This window comes from Streptomyces sp. NPDC001714 (genome assembly GCF_042892755.1).
Classification (GTDB): domain Bacteria; phylum Actinomycetota; class Actinomycetes; order Streptomycetales; family Streptomycetaceae; genus Streptomyces.
In genome coordinates, this window is sequence record NZ_JBIAUL010000016.1 from 226,737 (window position 1) to 243,961 (window position 17,225).

At 71.8% G+C, this 17,225-nt stretch carries 15 protein-coding genes; 5 read left to right on the forward strand and 10 right to left on the reverse strand.

What is annotated here, in order from left to right:
• Window positions 1–132: 132 nt before the first annotated feature.
• On the forward strand, window positions 133–876 hold the full coding sequence (locus tag ACFY0P_RS36015) for a DUF6227 family protein (protein WP_388922969.1): 744 nt from the start codon (window positions 133–135) through the stop codon (window positions 874–876).
• Window positions 877–899: 23 nt separating this feature from the next.
• Here the strand turns inward: ACFY0P_RS36015 and ACFY0P_RS36020 are convergent, their stop codons facing one another.
• The 5 genes from ACFY0P_RS36020 to ACFY0P_RS36040 form a co-directional block, all read right to left on the reverse strand.
• Window positions 900–1,151, reverse strand: coding sequence for a hypothetical protein (locus ACFY0P_RS36020; RefSeq protein WP_388922971.1), 252 nt, complete (start codon window positions 1,149–1,151; stop codon window positions 900–902).
• 116 nt (window positions 1,152–1,267) lie between these two features.
• The gene (locus ACFY0P_RS36025) at window positions 1,268–3,328 is read right to left on the reverse strand and encodes a fructose-specific PTS transporter subunit EIIC (RefSeq protein WP_388922974.1); all 2,061 of its coding nucleotides are present in this window, start codon (window positions 3,326–3,328) and stop codon (window positions 1,268–1,270) included.
• Between the two features lie 247 nt (window positions 3,329–3,575).
• On the reverse strand, window positions 3,576–4,523 hold the full coding sequence (pfkB, locus tag ACFY0P_RS36030; protein WP_388923214.1) for a 1-phosphofructokinase: 948 nt from the start codon (window positions 4,521–4,523) through the stop codon (window positions 3,576–3,578).
• A gap of 29 nt (window positions 4,524–4,552) precedes the next feature.
• Window positions 4,553–5,314, reverse strand: a complete 762-nt coding sequence (locus tag ACFY0P_RS36035) for a DeoR/GlpR family DNA-binding transcription regulator (protein ID WP_361287296.1) — start codon at window positions 5,312–5,314, stop codon at window positions 4,553–4,555.
• Window positions 5,315–5,582: 268 nt separating this feature from the next.
• Window positions 5,583–7,019, reverse strand: coding sequence for an MFS transporter (locus ACFY0P_RS36040; RefSeq protein ID WP_388923217.1), 1,437 nt, complete (start codon window positions 7,017–7,019; stop codon window positions 5,583–5,585).
• A gap of 248 nt (window positions 7,020–7,267) precedes the next feature.
• On the opposite strand from ACFY0P_RS36040, the gene ACFY0P_RS36045 reads away from it, so the two are divergent.
• A complete protein-coding gene (locus tag ACFY0P_RS36045) occupies window positions 7,268–8,242 on the forward strand; it encodes a helix-turn-helix transcriptional regulator (protein ID WP_388922977.1) in 975 nt (324 codons plus the stop codon).
• A 190-nt stretch (window positions 8,243–8,432) separates the two neighbouring features.
• Here the strand turns inward: ACFY0P_RS36045 and ACFY0P_RS36050 are convergent, their stop codons facing one another.
• A complete protein-coding gene (locus ACFY0P_RS36050) occupies window positions 8,433–9,032 on the reverse strand; it encodes a TetR/AcrR family transcriptional regulator (protein WP_388923220.1) in 600 nt (199 codons plus the stop codon).
• Between the two features lie 625 nt (window positions 9,033–9,657).
• The gene (locus ACFY0P_RS36055) at window positions 9,658–10,674 is read right to left on the reverse strand and encodes an RNA polymerase sigma factor RpoD/SigA (RefSeq protein ID WP_388922980.1); all 1,017 of its coding nucleotides are present in this window, start codon (window positions 10,672–10,674) and stop codon (window positions 9,658–9,660) included.
• A 239-nt stretch (window positions 10,675–10,913) separates the two neighbouring features.
• Here ACFY0P_RS36055 and ACFY0P_RS36060 point away from each other — a divergent pair, with 239 nt between their 5' ends.
• Window positions 10,914–11,432 carry a GNAT family N-acetyltransferase gene (locus ACFY0P_RS36060; RefSeq protein WP_388922983.1) on the forward strand — a complete coding sequence of 173 codons (519 nt, stop codon included), beginning with the start codon at window positions 10,914–10,916 and terminating at the stop codon, window positions 11,430–11,432.
• Window positions 11,433–11,455: 23 nt separating this feature from the next.
• Here ACFY0P_RS36060 and ACFY0P_RS36065 read toward each other — a convergent pair whose 3' ends face one another.
• Complete coding sequence (locus ACFY0P_RS36065; protein WP_388922986.1) at window positions 11,456–12,247, reverse strand: dioxygenase; 792 nt, start codon at window positions 12,245–12,247, stop codon at window positions 11,456–11,458.
• 149 nt (window positions 12,248–12,396) lie between these two features.
• On the opposite strand from ACFY0P_RS36065, the gene ACFY0P_RS36070 reads away from it, so the two are divergent.
• The gene (locus ACFY0P_RS36070; protein WP_388922989.1) at window positions 12,397–12,909 is read left to right on the forward strand and encodes a MarR family winged helix-turn-helix transcriptional regulator; all 513 of its coding nucleotides are present in this window, start codon (window positions 12,397–12,399) and stop codon (window positions 12,907–12,909) included.
• Between the two features lie 71 nt (window positions 12,910–12,980).
• Here the strand turns inward: ACFY0P_RS36070 and ACFY0P_RS36075 are convergent, their stop codons facing one another.
• Window positions 12,981–14,519 carry an MFS transporter gene (locus tag ACFY0P_RS36075; RefSeq protein WP_388922992.1) on the reverse strand — a complete coding sequence of 513 codons (1,539 nt, stop codon included), beginning with the start codon at window positions 14,517–14,519 and terminating at the stop codon, window positions 12,981–12,983.
• Between the two features lie 222 nt (window positions 14,520–14,741).
• Window positions 14,742–15,392: a TetR/AcrR family transcriptional regulator gene (locus ACFY0P_RS36080; protein WP_388922995.1), complete on the reverse strand. Its 651-nt coding sequence runs from the start codon at window positions 15,390–15,392 to the stop codon at window positions 14,742–14,744.
• Window positions 15,393–15,889: 497 nt separating this feature from the next.
• On the opposite strand from ACFY0P_RS36080, the gene ACFY0P_RS36085 reads away from it, so the two are divergent.
• The gene (locus ACFY0P_RS36085) at window positions 15,890–17,167 is read left to right on the forward strand and encodes a M6 family metalloprotease domain-containing protein (protein ID WP_388923223.1); all 1,278 of its coding nucleotides are present in this window, start codon (window positions 15,890–15,892) and stop codon (window positions 17,165–17,167) included.
• The last annotated feature ends 58 nt before the right edge of the window (window positions 17,168–17,225 follow it).

Sequence of the window (17,225 nt, forward strand, 5' to 3'; positions counted from 1 at the left end):
GCCGCGCGGGAACTTTTCGCGCGGCCCGCGCGTTTTCCCGGCGTACGTTTTCTCGGTTCCCGGACATGATGTCCGACCGAGGGGCTACGGTATGCACCCACAAGGTGACATGCAGCAACGCCGGGAGAAACCTTGAGCGTTCCGTACGAGACGGCAGCGTACGAACCAGCCGAGTCGCCCGAGTCTCCGGAGGAGCACCTCGCGCGGCTCCTCGGCCGTGCCCTGAACTCCTTCGAGCTGCCCGACGAGGCCATAAGGCAACTGGACTGCGCGCTGGCGCACGACAGTTCGCTGCACTCGGCGCACCACAGCGCGGGGCTGCACCGGGAGACGTACCGGCACACCTGGCTGCTGGCCGACGGCTCCGCGGTCACGCTGTGGGAGCTCGTGCACAACACCGTGCCGGGCAGCGACCCGCAGCACGAGGTGTACGTCGACGAGGAGGAGCTGCGGGCCGCGACCGCGCGGCTGCCGTTGCCGCCGGACGCCCCGGACTTCGAGCTGCCGGTGCTGGTGACGCTGGCGCCGGTCCCGGAGCCCCGGCACGTCTACGTGCCGGACGACTCGGCGGACCACGCGCGCCGGCTGCTGCGCCGCGCCGAGAACCCCGACCGGCCGGGCACGGAGACGGCACGGGCGTTGGCGAAGGCGTTCGCGCACCAGATCACCCAGGCGTTCGGACGGCCGGGCCGGACGGGCAGGCCGGGGCTGACCTTCTCGCTCTACGAGCACGCGTTCCTGCTGGGGGACGGCCAGGAGCTGTCCCTGTGGGAGGTCGAGCACACGGCGACGCCGGACGGCCGGCACATGTGCGAGGTGTACCCGTCGGAGGACGCGGCCAGGGACGCGATGGAGCGGCGGGCGCGCCGGAGGTAGCCGGCCCTCCCGTGCCGGGAAGCTCAGCGGCCGCCGAGTCTGCGGGCCAGGACCGCGAAGGCGTCCTGCTCGGCGGGGGTCAGTTCGACGCTCTCCCGTGACGGGGCCGGTTCGAGCCGGTGCGGGAAGGCGGGAAGGGTGCGCGCGGCTTGCCAGGCGAGGGCATCGCGGCGGTTGCGGCGCAGCAGGCGCGTCACGACGACCGCCCAGCCGACGGTCGCCAGGGTCAGCGCGGCCATGCCGATCAGCTGGAGAGAGGAGACGTGCGCGGGCATACGCCCCAGTACACACCACGGTCCGGGACTTTGGCCCCGGACCGTGACGTATCTCGCAGGTGCCGTGAACAACTCACAGCGAATCAAAGGGACAAGACGACCGGGCGGTGCGGGGATCAGGCCGCGACCGGCTGCTTGGCCTCCTTCGCGGTGGCGGCCGTCCCGGCGGAGCCGCCCGCCGAGCCCTGCTGGGCCGGCTTGCGCAGGCCCTTGAGGAGGACGACCAGGGCCGTGGTGACACAGACACCGGCGGCGATGGCGATCAGGTAGAGGAACGGGTTTCCGATCAGCGGGACCACGAAGATTCCGCCGTGGGGGGCGCGCAGGGTGGCGCCGAAGGCCATCGACAGGGCGCCGGTGATGGCGCCGCCCACCATCGAGGACGGGATGACGCGCAGCGGGTCGGCCGCCGCGAACGGGATCGCGCCCTCGGAGATGAAGGAGGCGCCGAGCACCCAGGCGGCCTTGCCGTTCTCGCGCTCGGTCTCGGTGAAGAGCTTGCCGCGCACGGTGGTGGCCAGGGCCATCGCCAGCGGCGGGACCATGCCGGCCGCCATGACCGCCGCCATGATCTTCATCGCGGAGTCACTGGGGTTGGAGACCGCGATCCCGGCGGTGGCGAAGGTGTACGCGACCTTGTTGACGGGCCCGCCGAGGTCGAAGCACATCATCAGGCCGAGCAGGGCGCCGAGCAGGATGGCGTTGGAGCCGGAGAGGCCGTTCAGCCAGTCGGTCATGCCCTTCTGGGCGGAGGCGATGGGCTTGCCGACCACGACGAACATCAGGAACCCGACGATCGCCGTGGAGATCAGCGGGATCACCACCACCGGCATGATGCCGCGCAGCACCTTCGGGATGTCGATCTTCTGGATGGCCATCACCACGCCACCGGCCAGCAGACCGGCGACCAGGCCGCCGAGGAAGCCGGCGTTGATCGTGGAGGCGATCATGCCGCCCACGAAACCGGGGACCAGGCCGGGCCGGTCGGCCATGCCGTAGGCGATGTAGCCGGCCAGGACCGGCACCAGGAAGCCGAAGGCGACGGCGCCGACCTGGAACATCAGGGCGGCCCAGCTGTCGGTCTGCGTCCACACGAAGTGGTTGAGCACCGACGGCGCCGACTTGATCTCGTAGCCGCCGATCGCGAAGCCGAGGGCGATCAGCAGACCGCCGGCCGCGACGAACGGGACCATGTAGCTCACGCCGGACATCAGCCACTTGCGCAGCTTGGTGCCGTAGCCCTCGCCGGCCTCGCCCGCGCGCTCCACCGGGGTGGCGGGTGCGGAGCCGGAGGTCGCCTCGCCGCGGGCCGCCTTCGCGCGGACCTCGCCGATCAGGTCGGCGGGGCGGTTGATGCCCGCCTTCACGCCGACGTCGACGGTCGGCTTGCCGGCGAAGCGGTCCTTGTCGCGGACGGGCACGTCGTGCGCGAAGATCACGCCGTCGGCCGCCGCGATGACCTCGGGGTCGAGCCGGGTGAAGCCGGCCGAGCCCTGGGTCTCGACGACGAGCTCGACGCCGGCCTCGCGGCCCGCGTTCTCCAGCGACTCGGCCGCCATGTAGGTGTGGGCGATGCCGGTGGGGCAGGAGGTGACGGCGACGATACGGAACGGGCGCTCGCCGGCCTCCGCGCCGGCGTCCTTGGTGGCCGCCGCGGTGCCGGTGGAGGCCGCCACCGGCGCCGCAGCGGTGTTCTGGGAGGCGCTCGCCGCCGCGCCCGTCGCGGACGCGGGCGGCTCGTCGCCGCGGATCAGTGCGGCCGCCGTCGCCGCGTCGCCCGCCGACCGCAGCGCGTCCGTGAACTCGCTGTTCATCAGCTGGCGGGCCAGCGAGGAGAGGATCGTGAGGTGGGCGTCGTCGGCGCCGGCGGGGGCCGCGATCAGGAAGATCAGGTCGGCCGGGCCGTCGGGGGCGCCGAAGTCGATCCCGGCGGCGCTGCGCCCGAAGGCGAGGGTCGGCTCGGTGACGTGGGCGCTGCGGCAGTGCGGGATGCCGATGCCGCCGTCGAGGCCGGTCGGCATCTGGGCCTCGCGGGCGGCCACGTCGGCGAGGAAGCCCTCCAGGTCGGTTACCCGGCCCAGGGCCACCATGCGCTCGGCGAGGGTGCGCGCCGCCGCTTCTTTGGTATCGGCGGACAGGTCGAGATCGACCAGGTCCGCGGTGATCATGTCGCTCATCGCGGGCTCCTATGCACGCGTATCGCCCGGAGTGTGGGGTGGGCGGGGGTGGGGACGGGGGTGCCGTGGGGTGCGGGGTGGGAGGCGGGGCCGGGGAAGCCCCGCCTCCCGGGCACGGCGGGGCGGCTCAGGGTGCCCCGACGGCCCGTCGGCGCGGCGAGTAACGAGACTCCTCGCCGCTCCTGGGCCGGTTGTCGGCGGGCGGCGCCGGGGAGGAGCGCGGCCCGGTGAGTGGACGTAAGAGCGTTCATGACACCGGCTCCGTCAGTTCGCGGTCGACGGGGACGACGTCGGTGACGGTGACCGCCGCCGGGTCCAGGTCGGCCGGCGTGGGCATCACGCTGCCGGGCAGCTGGACGGCGGCGGCGCCGTGCGCGACGGCGCTGGCGAGGGCCGCGGGGCCGCTGCCGCCGGCGACGAGGAAACCGGCGAGGGAGGAGTCGCCGGCACCGACGTTGCTGCGGACGGTGCCCACGCGGGCGCTCGCGAACCAGGCGCCCTTGTCCGCCACGAGCAGCTGGCCGTCGGCGCCCAGGCTGGCGAGGACGGCGCGTGCGCCCATGCCGCGCAGTTCCTCGGCCGCCTTCAGCGCGTCGCCCACCGTGGCCAGGGGCCGCCCGACGGCCTCCGCGAGCTCCTCGGCGTTCGGCTTCACCACGTCGGGCTGCGCGCGCAGCGCTTCGAGCAGCGCGCGCCCCGAGGTGTCCAGCGCGATGCGCGCGCCCCCGGCGTGCGCCCGGGCGACGACATCGGCGTACCAGGAGGGCGCGAGCCCGCGCGGCAGGCTGCCGCAGCAGGCGATCCAGTCGGCGTCCCGGGACTGCTCGCGCACGGTCTCCAGGAGCAGTTCCTGCTCCTGGGCCGAGAGCTCCGGGCCCGGCGCGTTGATCTTGGTGAGCACCCCGTCGGACTCCGCGAGGGCGATGTTGGAGCGGGTGGCTCCGGCGACCGGGACCGGCGCGACCTCGATGCCCTGGGCGTCGAGCAGATCGGCGATGAGCGCGCCCGGAGCTCCGCCCAGGGGCAGGACGGCGACCGTGCGGCGGCCGGCGGCGGCGACCGCGCGGGAGACGTTGACGCCCTTGCCGCCCGGGTCCATGCGCTCGCCGGTGGCGCGGATGACCTCGCCGCGCTCCAGGGCGGGGACCTCGTAGGTCCGGTCGAGGGAGGGGTTGGGGGTGACGGTGAGGATCATGCCCGTACCGATCGTGACGCTCGTGGTGCTCATGCTCGTACTACTTCCGTGCCGCCGCGCTCGATGGCGGCGGCGTCCTCGGGGCTCAGCCCGCTGTCGGTGATCAGCAGGTCCACGTCGCCCATGTCGCCGAAGCGGGCGAAGTGCTCCTGGCCGTGCTTGGCGGAGTCGGCGAGCAGGACCACCCGGCGGGCCGCGGCGACGGCCGCCCGCTTGACCGCGGCCTCGGCGAGGTCGGGGGTGGTCAGGCCCTGGTCGGCGGAGAAGCCGTTGGCGGCGACGAAGAGGACGTCCGCCCGGATCTCGCTGTACGCGCGAAGCGCCCAGGCGTCCACCGCGGCGCGCGTACGGTGCCGTACGCGCCCCCCGACCAGGTGGAGCTGGATGCCCGGGTGGTCGGCGAGGCGGGCCGCGATCGGGAGGCTGTGGGTGACGACGGTGAGGGAGGCCTCCAGCGGGATGGCCGCGGCGAGGCGGGCGACCGTCGAACCGGCGTCGAGGATCAGTGTGCCCTCGGTCGGCAGCTCCGGGACGGCGGCCTTGGCGATGCGGTCCTTCTCGTCGGCCGAGGTGGACTCGCGTTCGGCGAGGTCCGGCTCGAAGTCGAGGCGTCCGGCCGGGATGGCACCGCCGTGCACCCGGCGGACGAGTCCTGCGCGGTCGAGGGCCTTCAGGTCGCGGCGGATCGTCTCCTGCGTGACCTGGAACTCCTCGGCGAGCGACACGACGTCCACCCGGCCGCCGTCACGGGCGAGCCGGAGGATCTCCTGCTGCCGCTCCGGTGCGTACATGCCCCTGCGCCTCCGCTCCAAGATATGTCCCGCCGACGTCCGGTCCGTGTCCGACTCGCGCCTGACTCATGTCCGACTGCGTCCGACTCATGCCCGAACTTGTGGTTTCGCGAGGAGGCTACGCCGGGATTTCCGGAAAGTAAACAGGTTCGGGCCACAAACGGACATGATCGGGCTTTCGGCCCGTTCAGGGCGGCTCAGAGGCGCCCGTACGTCCATGCGGAAGGGCCCGGCACCTTCCGGCGCCGGGCCCTGTGCCTGACGGTGCTCAGTGGACGAGCTCGCGCTCCGCCGCCGGGAGTGCCTCCTCCTCGCCGCCGGCCTCCAGGTGCTGCGCCGGGCGCTTCGGCAGGGCGGACATCAGGAGGAAGATCACGCCCATGACCGCGGCCACCCAGAGCAGGGCGTACCGGAAGGCGTCCGCGAAGGCCGGGCCGACCCGGGACGAGGTCAGGCGGTCGTCGATGACGCCGTAGAAGACCACCGAGACCAGGCCGAGGCCGAGCGCGTTGCCCATCTGCTGCACGGTGTTGATCAGGCCGGAGGCGGAACCGGCGTGCTCGCGCGGCACCTCCGACAGCACCGCGTCCGTCAGCGGGGCGACGATCAGGCCCATGCCCGCGCCCATCACGACCAGCGGCAGGGCCATCTGCCAGGAGGCGATGGCGAGGCCGTAGCGGTCCGACTCCCACACGTAGAGCAGGACACCGAGGCCCATCAGCAGGGCGCCTGCCTGCAGCACCTTGCGGCCGAAGCGGGGGACCAGTTTCTGGACGGACATGCCGGCCGCGACCGAGACGGAGATCGAGAACGGCACCCCGGTCACGCCGGCGTGCAGCGGGGTCCAGCCGAGGCCGACCTGCATGTACAGCGTCCAGACCAGGAAGAAGATGCCGAGTGCGACGCCGAAGACGGTCTGCACGGCGATACCGGCGGCGAAGCTCTTCACCGTGAAGAGGGAGGGTTCGATGAGGGGTGAGCCGTCGCGGGCCGCCTTGCGGCGTTCGTGTGCGACGAGTACGGCGAAGACGGCCAGCGCGCCGGCCATCGACCCGTATCCCCACAGCGGCCAGCCCAGCTCGCGGCCGCGGGTCAGCGGGTAGAGCAGCATCAGCAGGCCGAGGGTGACCAGGGCGACGCCGACGAGGTCCAGCCGCAGCGCGCGCGGGGCCTTGGATTCGCTGATGTAACGACGGCCGAGGAGGAGGGCGGCGATGCCGACCGGCAGGTTGATCAGGAAGATCGGGCGCCATTCGAGGCCGAACAGGTTCCACTCGGTGAGGAGTGCGCCGAGCAGCGGGCCGGAGACCGCGCCCAGGCCGACGATCGCGCCGAACAGGCCGAAGACCTTGCCGCGTTCGTGGGCCGGGAAGGTGGCGTGCACGATCGAGAGGACCTGCGGGACCATCATCGCGGCCATGCCGCCCTGCAGGATCCGGGAGGCGACCAGCATCTCCGGGTTCGCGGCGAAGCCGCAGAGGGCCGAGGCGAGGGTGAATCCCGCGACGCCGATCAGGAACAGCCGTTTGCGGCCGTGGATGTCGCCGAGACGGCCGCCGGTGATCAGGCCCGCGGCGAAGGCGAGCGCGTAGCCGGCGGTTATCCACTGGATCTGGCTGAAGGAGGCGCCGGCGTCCCGCTGGATGGAGGGGATGGCGATGTTGACGATCGTGACGTCGACGAGGTCCATGAAAGCGGCGGTCATGACGATGGCCAGGGCCAGCCAGCGGTGCGGTGCACCGGGGGAGGCCGACGTTTCGAGCGCCGTCGGGGTGGGCGTGGTGTTGTCCGTGCCGGTTCGTTGTGGCTGGTCGCGCCTCGCGGCGGAGCCGCTGATCGATGCAGCCCCGCGCACCTTCAGGGTGCCGTCGTCGACGTCGGTGGAAGTCATGACGTCAATCTAGAGAGGCATTAGGCCAGATCTTGTCCTAGTCGTGCGGCATCCTCGTCTGCATGACAACAGACACTCCGGCCCGGCTCCTCCAGTTGCTGTCTCTGCTCCAGACGCCCCGTGAGTGGCCCGGTGGTGAGCTCGCGGACCGGCTCGGGGTGTCCCGGCGTACCGTGCGGCGGGACATCGACCGGCTGCGGGAGCTGGGGTATCCCGTCGAGGCCAGCAAGGGGGCCGACGGGGGGTACCGGCTGGTCGCGGGGAAGGCGATGCCGCCGCTGCTGCTCGACGACGAGGAGACCGTCGCCATCGCGGTCGGGCTGCGGGCCGGGGCGGGGCATGCCGTGGCGGGGGTGGACGAGGCGTCGGTGCGGGCGCTGGCCAAGCTGGAGCAGGTGCTGCCGGCCAGGCTGCGGCACCGGGTGACCACGTTGCAGGCCGCGACCACGCCGCTGACCAGTGGGGACGGGGCGAGTATCGCGCCCGAGACGCTGACCGTGATGGCGTCGGCGGTCGCGGGGCGGGAGCGGTTGCGGTTCGCGTACCGGGCGGCGGACGGGAGTGAGACCCGGCGGCAGGCGGAGCCGTACCGGCTGGTGTCGACGGGACGGCGCTGGTACCTCGTGGCGTACGACCTCGATCGCGACGACTGGCGGACGTTCCGGGTCGACCGGGTGAGCGAGCCGTTCGCCACCGGCGCGCGGTTCGCTCCGCGGGAGATGCCGACGGGGAGCGCGGCGGAATACCTGCGGCGGTCCATCCAACGGCAGCAGGAGACGTACGGGTTCACTGTCGCGTTCGCCGGGTCGGTGGCGGAGGTGGGGGCTCGGCTGCCGGCGTGGCTGGGGACGCCGGTGGCAGAGGAAGGGGACGGCGGATCGTGTGTGGTGCGGGGGGACACCGGGGATCCGGTGGAGTGGCTGGCCGTGCGGCTGGTGATGGTGGGGTGTGAGTTCGTGGTGCGGGAGCCTGCGGAACTGGTGGCGTGCGTGCGGGAGTTGGGGGGCCGGTTGAGTCGGGCTGGGGGTGCGGGCTGAGGACGGCGGGGGACGCTTACCGGCGCTGGCCGGGTGCCCGCAGCTATGTGGCCGACGCGGCTGCAGCGCCCCTTACGGGGCGCTGGGGGTACCCCCAGCCGAAGGCTGGGGGTACCCCCAGCCGAAGGCTGGGGGAGGCACTGCGCGATCAGCCCCCACCGGCCCGCAGCCGACGACCGGCCCTCGTCGGCTAGCCGGGCGCGCCCAACCCCTCCCACGCGAACCCCCGCAGCGCCGCCAGGTTCTGGAGGGCCAGGGCTGCCGGGCCGTCCGGCCCCGTGGGGTCGGCGGTACCCGCTGCCCAGGATTCGACCGCCACTCTCACCGCCGCGCCGGCCACCGCCGCGGCGAAGCGCAGATGAGCGGGCGGGGCAACGTTATCGAGGGAGGTGGACGTGCGTTCCGCCAGGATCGACGTCAGGAGGCGGTCCGAGGACTGGCACACCTCCGCCCAGACCTTGCGCAGGGCCGGGTTCGTGTCGGCCAGGTGGATCAGGGTGCGGACCCATTCCCAGGAGCCCGCGGAGACCCCGACGCCGGGGGTCAGGGTGTGGCGGACGGCGTGTTCGAGGGCCTCGGGGACGGAGAGGGCCGCCGGGGCCGCCCGCACCGCCTCCGCCCAGCGGCGGGCGCCCGCCGCGTAGAGCGGGGCGACCGCCTCCTCCTTCGTGGCGAAGTAACGGTAGAACGTGCGGGGCGCGATGCCCGCGGCCTGCGCGATGTCCTCGGCACGCGTGGCCCGCAGGCCCCGCCGTACGAAGAGGCCCGCGGCCGCCCGGGCGATCTCCATGCGGGTCTCCGCCTTGCGCCGTTCCGTGAGGGAGAGGTGGGCGGGGTCCTGCGTGGGGGTGTCGCCGGTAGTACTGGGGGTGCTCACCTCGGCACACTATGCCCATGTGGCAGAATCTGCCATCCGGTGGTTCACCCCGTGGTTCAGGTACGGGGTGAACCACCGTTTCAGCATGCCCGCGGGCATCGGATCCGGGCAAACCCGGCCTGCTGCGGCGCGGAGGATCCCGCGGCGCAGGGCGAGTGTGGAGCCGGGCTCCGGCGCCCAGGGGGGATGGGCGCCGGAGCCCGGCTCTGGGAGAGTCCCGGCGCCGGGGGGATGGTGCGTCGGGACGTGGCTTGTGGACAAGGCCGGGGGGCGTCGGAGTTGTCGTGCGTGGTCGTGGCTCGTCGGCGGCTGCCGTTCCGTCAGGTGCCGTCGGCTCCCTGCGGGGTGGTCCGCCCCGGCCTCAACTCCCCGGCCCTGGATGGTTGTTCCCTACACGTGGAGCCCCGAAGCGGCGGTACCGCGCCATCTTTGCGCCGTCTTTCGCCACCCGGCGCACGCGCCCGGCGTGAGTGGAGTCTCGCGTGCACCAGTCACGCGAGCTCCACTTCTGCGAAACCCCGGCCCCCGCTCAACCCCCTTACGCCGCCGGCTCGAACCCGGTGGAGCGGGCCAGCTTCTTCAGCTCGAGCAGCGCGTGCTTCTCGATCTGGCGGATGCGCTCACGGGTCAGACCGTGCTCCTTGCCGACCTCGGTCAGCGTGCGCTCGCGGCCGTCCTCGATGCCGTACCGCATCTTGATGATGGAGGCCGTGCGCTGGTCCAGACGGCCGATCAGGTCGTCCAGTTCCTCGCTGCGCAGGAGGGTCAGGACGGACTGCTCCGGGCTGACCGCCGAGGTGTCCTCCAGGAGGTCGCCGAACTGGGTCTCGCCCTCGTCGTCCACCGACATGTTCAGCGAGACCGGGTCACGGGCCCAGTCGAGGACGTCGACGACACGCTCCGGGGTGGAGCCGAGCTCGGCGGCGATCTCGGCGGGCTCCGGGTCGCGGCCGTGCTCCCGGTTGAACTCGCGCTGGACGCGGCGGATCCGGCCGAGCTCCTCCACCAGGTGGACGGGGAGCCGGATGGTCCGGGACTGGTCGGCTATGGAGCGGGTGATCGCCTGGCGGATCCACCAGGTGGCGTACGTCGAGAACTTGAAGCCCTTGCGGTAGTCGAACTTCTCGACGGCGCGCACCAGGCCGGCGTTGCCCTCCTGGATCAGGTCGAGGAGGGGCAGACCGCTGCGCGGGTAGCGTCGGGCGACGGCCACGACCAGGCGGAGGTTGGAGCGGATGAAGACGTCCTTCGCCCGCTCACCGGCGGCGACGAGCGCCTCCAGTTCCTCGCGGGTGGCGTCGGACGCGGACTCCTCCTCGCCGTCGAGGACCTGTCGCGCGAACACACCCGCCTCAATGGTCTGGGACAGCTCGACTTCCTTGGCGGCGTCGAGGAGCGGTGTGCGCGCGATCTCGTCGAGGTACATGCCGACCAGATCGCGGTCGGCGATCTCGCCGCCATGGCCGCGAACGCCATGGGCGCGAACACTGCTTGCCGAGTCGGCCGTCTCGCCGGCGACGGCGGACTGACGACGGGCGACGGCACGGGTTGCCATGCGTGCTCCCTTGCGATGGTGGGCGGGCGGGGTGGTCCTGTCGGTTCTTCTCGGTCCTTCAGTGAATGCTCGGCGCTCGGACTCCAGCGCTCCGGAACTCCACTTCTGGAACTCCTCGGACTGTCGTCGAGTGCCCGGCATCTGATGGAAACAACGACTGGAATCCGGACAGAATTCCCACGCTGCCCCCCGATTTTTCTGATCATGCAGTACCCTGTCCGACCACGTGAGGAGGAGCGGTGCCGTCGGAACGTACAGAGGTGCAGGTCAGACCGGGAGCCGAGGGTGACCTCGTAGCCCTCACGGAGATCTACAATCACTACGTTCGTGAGACGTCCATCACATTCGACACGGTGGCCTTCACGCCGGAAGAGCGTCGTCCGTGGCTGCTCTCCCACCCGGAAGACGGCCCGTACCGCCTGATGGTTGCCACGTCAGCGGACTCACAGGAGATTCTCGGGTACGCCACATCCAGCCCCTACCGAGCGAAACCGGCCTACGCGACCTCCGTGGAGACCACGGTGTACGTCGCCCCGGAGGCCGGCCGGCGCGGGATCGGCACGCTCCTCTACAAGGCTCTCTTCGAGGCGCTCGCGGGCGAGGACCTGCATCGCGCCTACGCGGGCATCGCGCAGCCGAACGAGGCGTCCACCCGGCTGCACGAGCGCTTCGGCTTCCGGTACGTCGGCACGTACCGCGAGGTGGGCCGCAAGTTCGGCCGCTACTGGGACGTCGCCTGGTACGAGCGCCCGCTGTAGGCGCCCCCGCCGGCCCCGCCCCGTCACCCGAACTGCACGGACCGCTTCGCCATTCCCATCCAGAACCCGTCGATCACCGACTTCTGCGCGTCCAGCTCGCCGCCCGCCTCGGCCGCGCCCATGGTGACGAAGAGCGGGGCGAAGTGCTCGGTGCGCGGGTGGGCGTAGCGGCCGGCCGGGGCCTTGTCGAGGAAGTCGAGGAGGGCGTCCCAGTCGCGGTTCTCCAGGGCCCGGTGCCCCCAGTCGTCGAACTCGGAGGACCAGGTGGGCACCCCGCGGCCGGCGTACCGCAGCGCGGCCAGGTTGTGGGTGAAGAAGCCCGAGCCGACGATCAGCACGCCCTCGTCGCGCAGCGGGGCGAGCCGACGGCCGATCTCCATCAGGCGGACCGGGTCGAGGGTGGGCATGGAGATCTGCAGGACAGGGATGTCCGCGGCCGGGAACATCTCCACCAGGGGCACGTAGGCGCCGTGGTCGAGGCCGCGGTCCGGGATGTCCTGGACGGGGGTGCCGGGGGCGCGCAGCAGCTTGCGCACGGACTCGGCCAGCTCGGGCGCGCCGGGGGCCGCATACTGCACCTTGTAGTAGTGCTCCGGGAAGCCCCAGAAGTCGTAGACGAGGGGGACGGTCTGGACGGCACCGAGGGCGAGGGGGGCCTCCTCCCAGTGGGCGGAGACCATCAGGATCGCCTTGGGACGCGGGAGGCCGGCGCTCCAGTCGGCGAGCTCGCCGGGCCAGACCGGGTCGTCGGCGAGCGGCGGCGCACCGTGGCTCAGGTAGAGGGCGGGCATGCGCTCCGGTGCGGCGGCGGACATGGCGGCGGCTCCCTCCGGGTGCCGGGCTGCCTTCCCGGCCCCCACGTTTCGACTCTTCACACGACTGTTTTAAATCTCAAGCTTTCTGTCGCACCACCTTACGCCCCACTAGTTTAAGTTTCAAGGAGAGGCCTCGTACAGTGGGATACATGAATACGGCATCCGGATCCGCCACCACGCAGAGCCGCTGGCTCACCGACCACGAACAGCGCGTCTGGCGCTCGTACCTGCACGCCACGACCCTGCTGGAGGACCATCTGGACCGTCAGCTCCAGCGTGACGCGGGGATGCCGCACATCTACTACGGCCTGCTCGTCGGGCTCGCCGAGGCGCCCGGGCGGCGGCTGCGGATGACCGAGCTGGCGATGAATGCCAAGATCACCCGGTCCCGGCTCTCGCACGCCATCGCCCGCCTGGAGAGGAACGGCTGGGTACGGCGGGAGGACTGCCCCTCCGACAAGCGGGGCCAGTTCGCCGTCCTGACCGACGCGGGCACCGAGGTGCTGCGGCGCACCGCGCCGGGCCATGTGGCCGCCGTACGGCAGGCGCTGTTCGAGCGGCTGACGCCGGAACAGCAGCAGGCCCTCGGCGAGATCATGCAGATCGTCGCCGAGGGCCTGCAGCCCAACGAAGCGGGCGCGGACCTGCCCTGGCTCCGCTGAGGAGCTCAGGACAGGCCCGCGTGCGGGTACCCGGTCGGTCCGCCGTGGCGGTCCCGTGGTCGCTCAGAGGCTCAGTGGGCGATCACCGGGACCGCCACCTCGTCCTCCGCGCCGTCCCCGGTGGCCACCGGGGTGGCTTCCGGCTTGCCGGCGTTGACGAGGGCCAGCACGATCACCGCGGCCAGCACCAGCATGCCGACGGCGACCCAGATCGCGTTGGCGTAGCCGTGCACCGCGCCCTGCATCTGCACCAGCTGCTGCTGCGACTTGGAGGTCGCGGTCGCGATGTGGTCCTTGATGTACGACGTCGTCGCGGACGCGGCGATCGTGTTCAGCAGGGCCGTACCGATGGCGCCGCCGACCTGCTGCGAGGTGTTGACCATCGCGGAGGCGACACCGGCGTCCCGGGGCTCGACACCGAGCGTGGCCAGGGACATGGCCGGCATGAACGCCGTACCCATGCCGAGACCGAGCAGCACCATCGCGGGCAGGATCGTCGAGGCGTACGACGAGCCGATCTCGATCTGGGTCATGACCAGCATGCCGGCCGCGGCGACCAGGAAGCCGGGGCCCATCAGCGCCCGGGCCGGGACCCGGGTCATCAGGCGGGTGCCGATCTGGGTGGAGCCGACCATCATGCCCGCGATCATCGGCAGGAAGGCGAAGCCGGTCTTGATCGGCGAGAAGCCCTTGATGACCTGGAGGTAGTAGGTCAGGAAGAGGAAGGTGCCGAACATCGCGATGATCGCGACGCCGAGGGAGAGGTAGATACCGCCGCGGTTGCGGTCGAGGACGACGCGCAGCGGCAGGAGCGGGGCCTTGACCCGCATCTCGGTGACGACGAACGCGATCAGCAGCACCGCGGACGCGACGAACAGGCCGACGGTGGTGGCGTCGCCCCAGCCGTCGGACTCGGCGCGGGTGAAGCCGTACACCAGCGAGACCAGGCCCAGGGTGGACAGGAGCACGCCGGGGATGTCGAGCGGGTTGCGGTTGCGGCCGCCCTCCGGCTCACGGATGACGAAGTACGCGCCGAGCGCGGCGACCACCGCGAACGGGATGTTGACGAAGAACGTCCAGCGCCAGTCCAGGTACTCGGTGAGCACGCCGCCGAGGATGAAGCCGACGGCGCCGCCGCCACCGGCGATCGCGCCGTAGATGCCGAACGCCTTGGCACGCTCCTTGGCGTCCGTGAACATCACGGCGAGCAGGGAGAGCGCGGCCGGGGCGAGCATGGCGCCGAAGACACCCTGGAGGGCACGGGCGCCGAACATCATCGCGCCGCTGGTCGCGGCGCCGCCGAGCGCGGAGGCGGCGGCGAAGCCGGTCAGGCCTATGACGAAGGCCCGCTTGCGGCCCCACAGGTCGGCGATTCGGCCGCCGAAGAGGAGCAGACCGCCGAAGGCGAGGGCGTAGGCCGTGACGACCCACTGCCGGTTGCCGTCGGAGATGCCCAGGTCGGCCTGGGCGGAGGGCAGCGCGATGTTCACGATGGTCGCGTCGAGGACGACCATCAGCTGGGCGAGCGCGATGAAGACGAGCGCTTTCCAGCGGTTGGCATCACCGGACTGCGCCGGTGCGCCGGGAGCCTTTGCGGCTGTTTCAGACATGGGGGTACCCACTTCGTGACTTCGTGACGGAAAGTCGATGGTTCGTGACGGAAAAACGGATCGGTGAAGCGCAGGCGGTGTGGTCGGCGCGGGACTAGGACCGCGTGTCGGTGCGGAACTAGGACCGCGTATCGGTGCGGAACAAGGGCCGTCCGAGATGAGACCGGTGCTCGGTCGGGAACTGATCGGCCCTTACGGGACTGTGCTGTCGCTCTCGGTCGTTCAGGCCTGGCGCAGGTCCTCCATGGTCACGGCCGTGCCCGGCAGGGCGGAGCGGGCTGGGGCCCGCAGTCCGTCCAGGAACAGCTGCAGATGACGGTGGACGAAGCGGTCGCTGACCAGGCATTCGGTGCCGAAGGGGGGCCGGCTGAGCTGGGCCACGACGATCATCACATCGCCGACGTCCACGTCCGGACGGAGCTGTCCGGCTGCCTTGGCACGGTCCATCAGCTGCCCGATGAGCTCCTCGCACCGTTTGCGCGCCGCTTCCAGGTCGGGGTGGTTCTGATCGAAGGTGCTGGCGACCATCGGGCACAGCGCGCTGACCCGCTCGTCGGCGGACGTGTGCACGAAGCGCTCCAGCGCCTCGAAGGCGTCCCCGCTCTCCGCGAGCGCCAGCTCGGCCGCCTCGGACGTCCGGTCCATCACGGAGCAGACGACCTCACGGACGAGCGCGTCGCGGTCGGGGAAGTTGCGGTACACCGTGGCGTTGCCGACGCCGGCCCGGCGGGCGATGTCGTCGAGCGGCACGTCGGGGCCGTACTCGGTGAACATCTCGCGGGCGGCGGCGACGATCCGCTCCCGGTTGCGCAGGGCGTCGGCGCGGGGCCGGGGTGCCTTGCGCACGGCGGGAAGGGCGGTCGCGGTCTGCACGGCGTACTCCTGGTCTGTTGGTTTCCGCGATCCGGGGAAGTGCTCCCCGTTTCGCGCGGACACAGGTCTAAACGGGGAGACGGTCCCCGGTTATTTCCACAGCTTCTCCGAATTTCAAGTGACCTGAGTCACACTCTCTCGCTCCGGCGCATCCCACGATCGGCCTCTCCAGCGCGCGCCCGCCGCCCCGCCGACACAGGGTGATCCAAAGGGTGCAGCCGGAGACCGGCGGCTGCCGTGGCGCGAAAGGTCCGTGCATGCAGCCGCAGCCCCGCCGCCGTGTACCGGCCCGCCTTCGTATACCCGGCCGACTTCGTAAACCCGCCAGTCTTCGTAAACCCGCGAGCATCACGGACCTCAGAGACCTCAGAGACCTCAGAGACCTCAGGGACGACCTCAACGACCTCACGAGCCTCACAGACCTCACGAACCGTCGTGCCTCGGCGCGCCGTCGTACGCCGTCGTCCCGCCGCTCGGCGCCGGCCCGCGGTCGCGCGATACGGCCGGGTCGCCGCATACGCAGCCGCCGTGCGGTCTGCCTCGCCGCCGTGGCCGCGCTGATCCTCGCGGTCGGCACCTCGGCGGGCACCGGGCACCTCACGGCGGCCCCCTCACCGGCCGGCGCCGGCCCGATCGCGCTGGCCCGCTCCTCCGTCTACGGCCCCTGCATGATCAGCGGTGGCCACGACGTCCAGATGACCGAGGGCATCCCCACCCCCGGCGGCTACTCCCGCTCCACCGGCACCGTGCACGCCCTCACCCTGATGGTCGACTTCCCAGACGCACCCGGCCAGGGCAGCGCGCTCGACCGCTACCACGAGTTCTTCCCGCAGACCCAGGACTGGTTCCGCACCGCCTCCTACGGCAAGCTCGACTACCAGCCCGCCGCCCCGATCGACCACTGGCTGCGGATGCCGAAGCCGTTCAGCGCGTACGGCATAGAGCGCGGCGCCCCCTTCGACCCCGGCTACCGGCAGCTGGTCCAGGACATCGTGGCCGCCGCCGACCCCGACGTGGACTTCCGGTCGTACGACCTCCTCAACGTCCTGGTCACCCCGAACGCCGGCCCCTCCGCCCTGGACACCGTGCTGTCGGTGACCTTCGCCGGCAACGGCGACGCCCCGGTCGCCGACGGCACGCCGGTCGCCAACGCCTCCTTCGTCTACTCCCGCCAGGACGACGGCTCCGGCTCCTACGCCCGCACCGGCTACCGGGTCCTCCCCCACGAGAACGGCCACGTCTTCGGCCTGCCCGACCTCTACACCCAGGAGGGCGGGGGGGCGGTCGGGCACTGGGACATCATGAGCGAGGACTGGGGTGCCGACAACGACCTCCTCGCCTGGCACAAGTGGAAACTGGGCTGGCTGGACGCCGACCAGGTCAGCTGCGCGGCGGCCCGCGGCGGCACCGAGTACACCCTGACCCCCCTCTCCCGCCCCGGCGGCCGGAAACTGGTCTTCGTCCCCGTCGACGCCCGCACCGGCTACGCCCTGGAGGTCCGCACCCCGGGCGGCAACGACGAGGAGGTCTGCCGCCCCGGCGTCCTCGTCTACAAGGTCGACGCGAACGTCGACACCGGCCGCGGACCGATCAAGGTGTACGACGCCCACCGCGGCACCGGCGGCTGCACCCGCAGCCCCAACGTCCAGGCGGAACTCTCCGACGCCCCGTTCGGGCCGGGCGAGAGCTTCAAGGATCCCGCGCACGGGATCGAGGTGCAGGTGTCGGGGGTGGACGGGGAGGGGAACTACCGGGTGCGGGTGACTCGCCGCTAAGGGCGGGTAGGGGGTGGCGGAGCGGCGGCGCGAGTGGGGTGGCGAGGTGGGGCGGCGG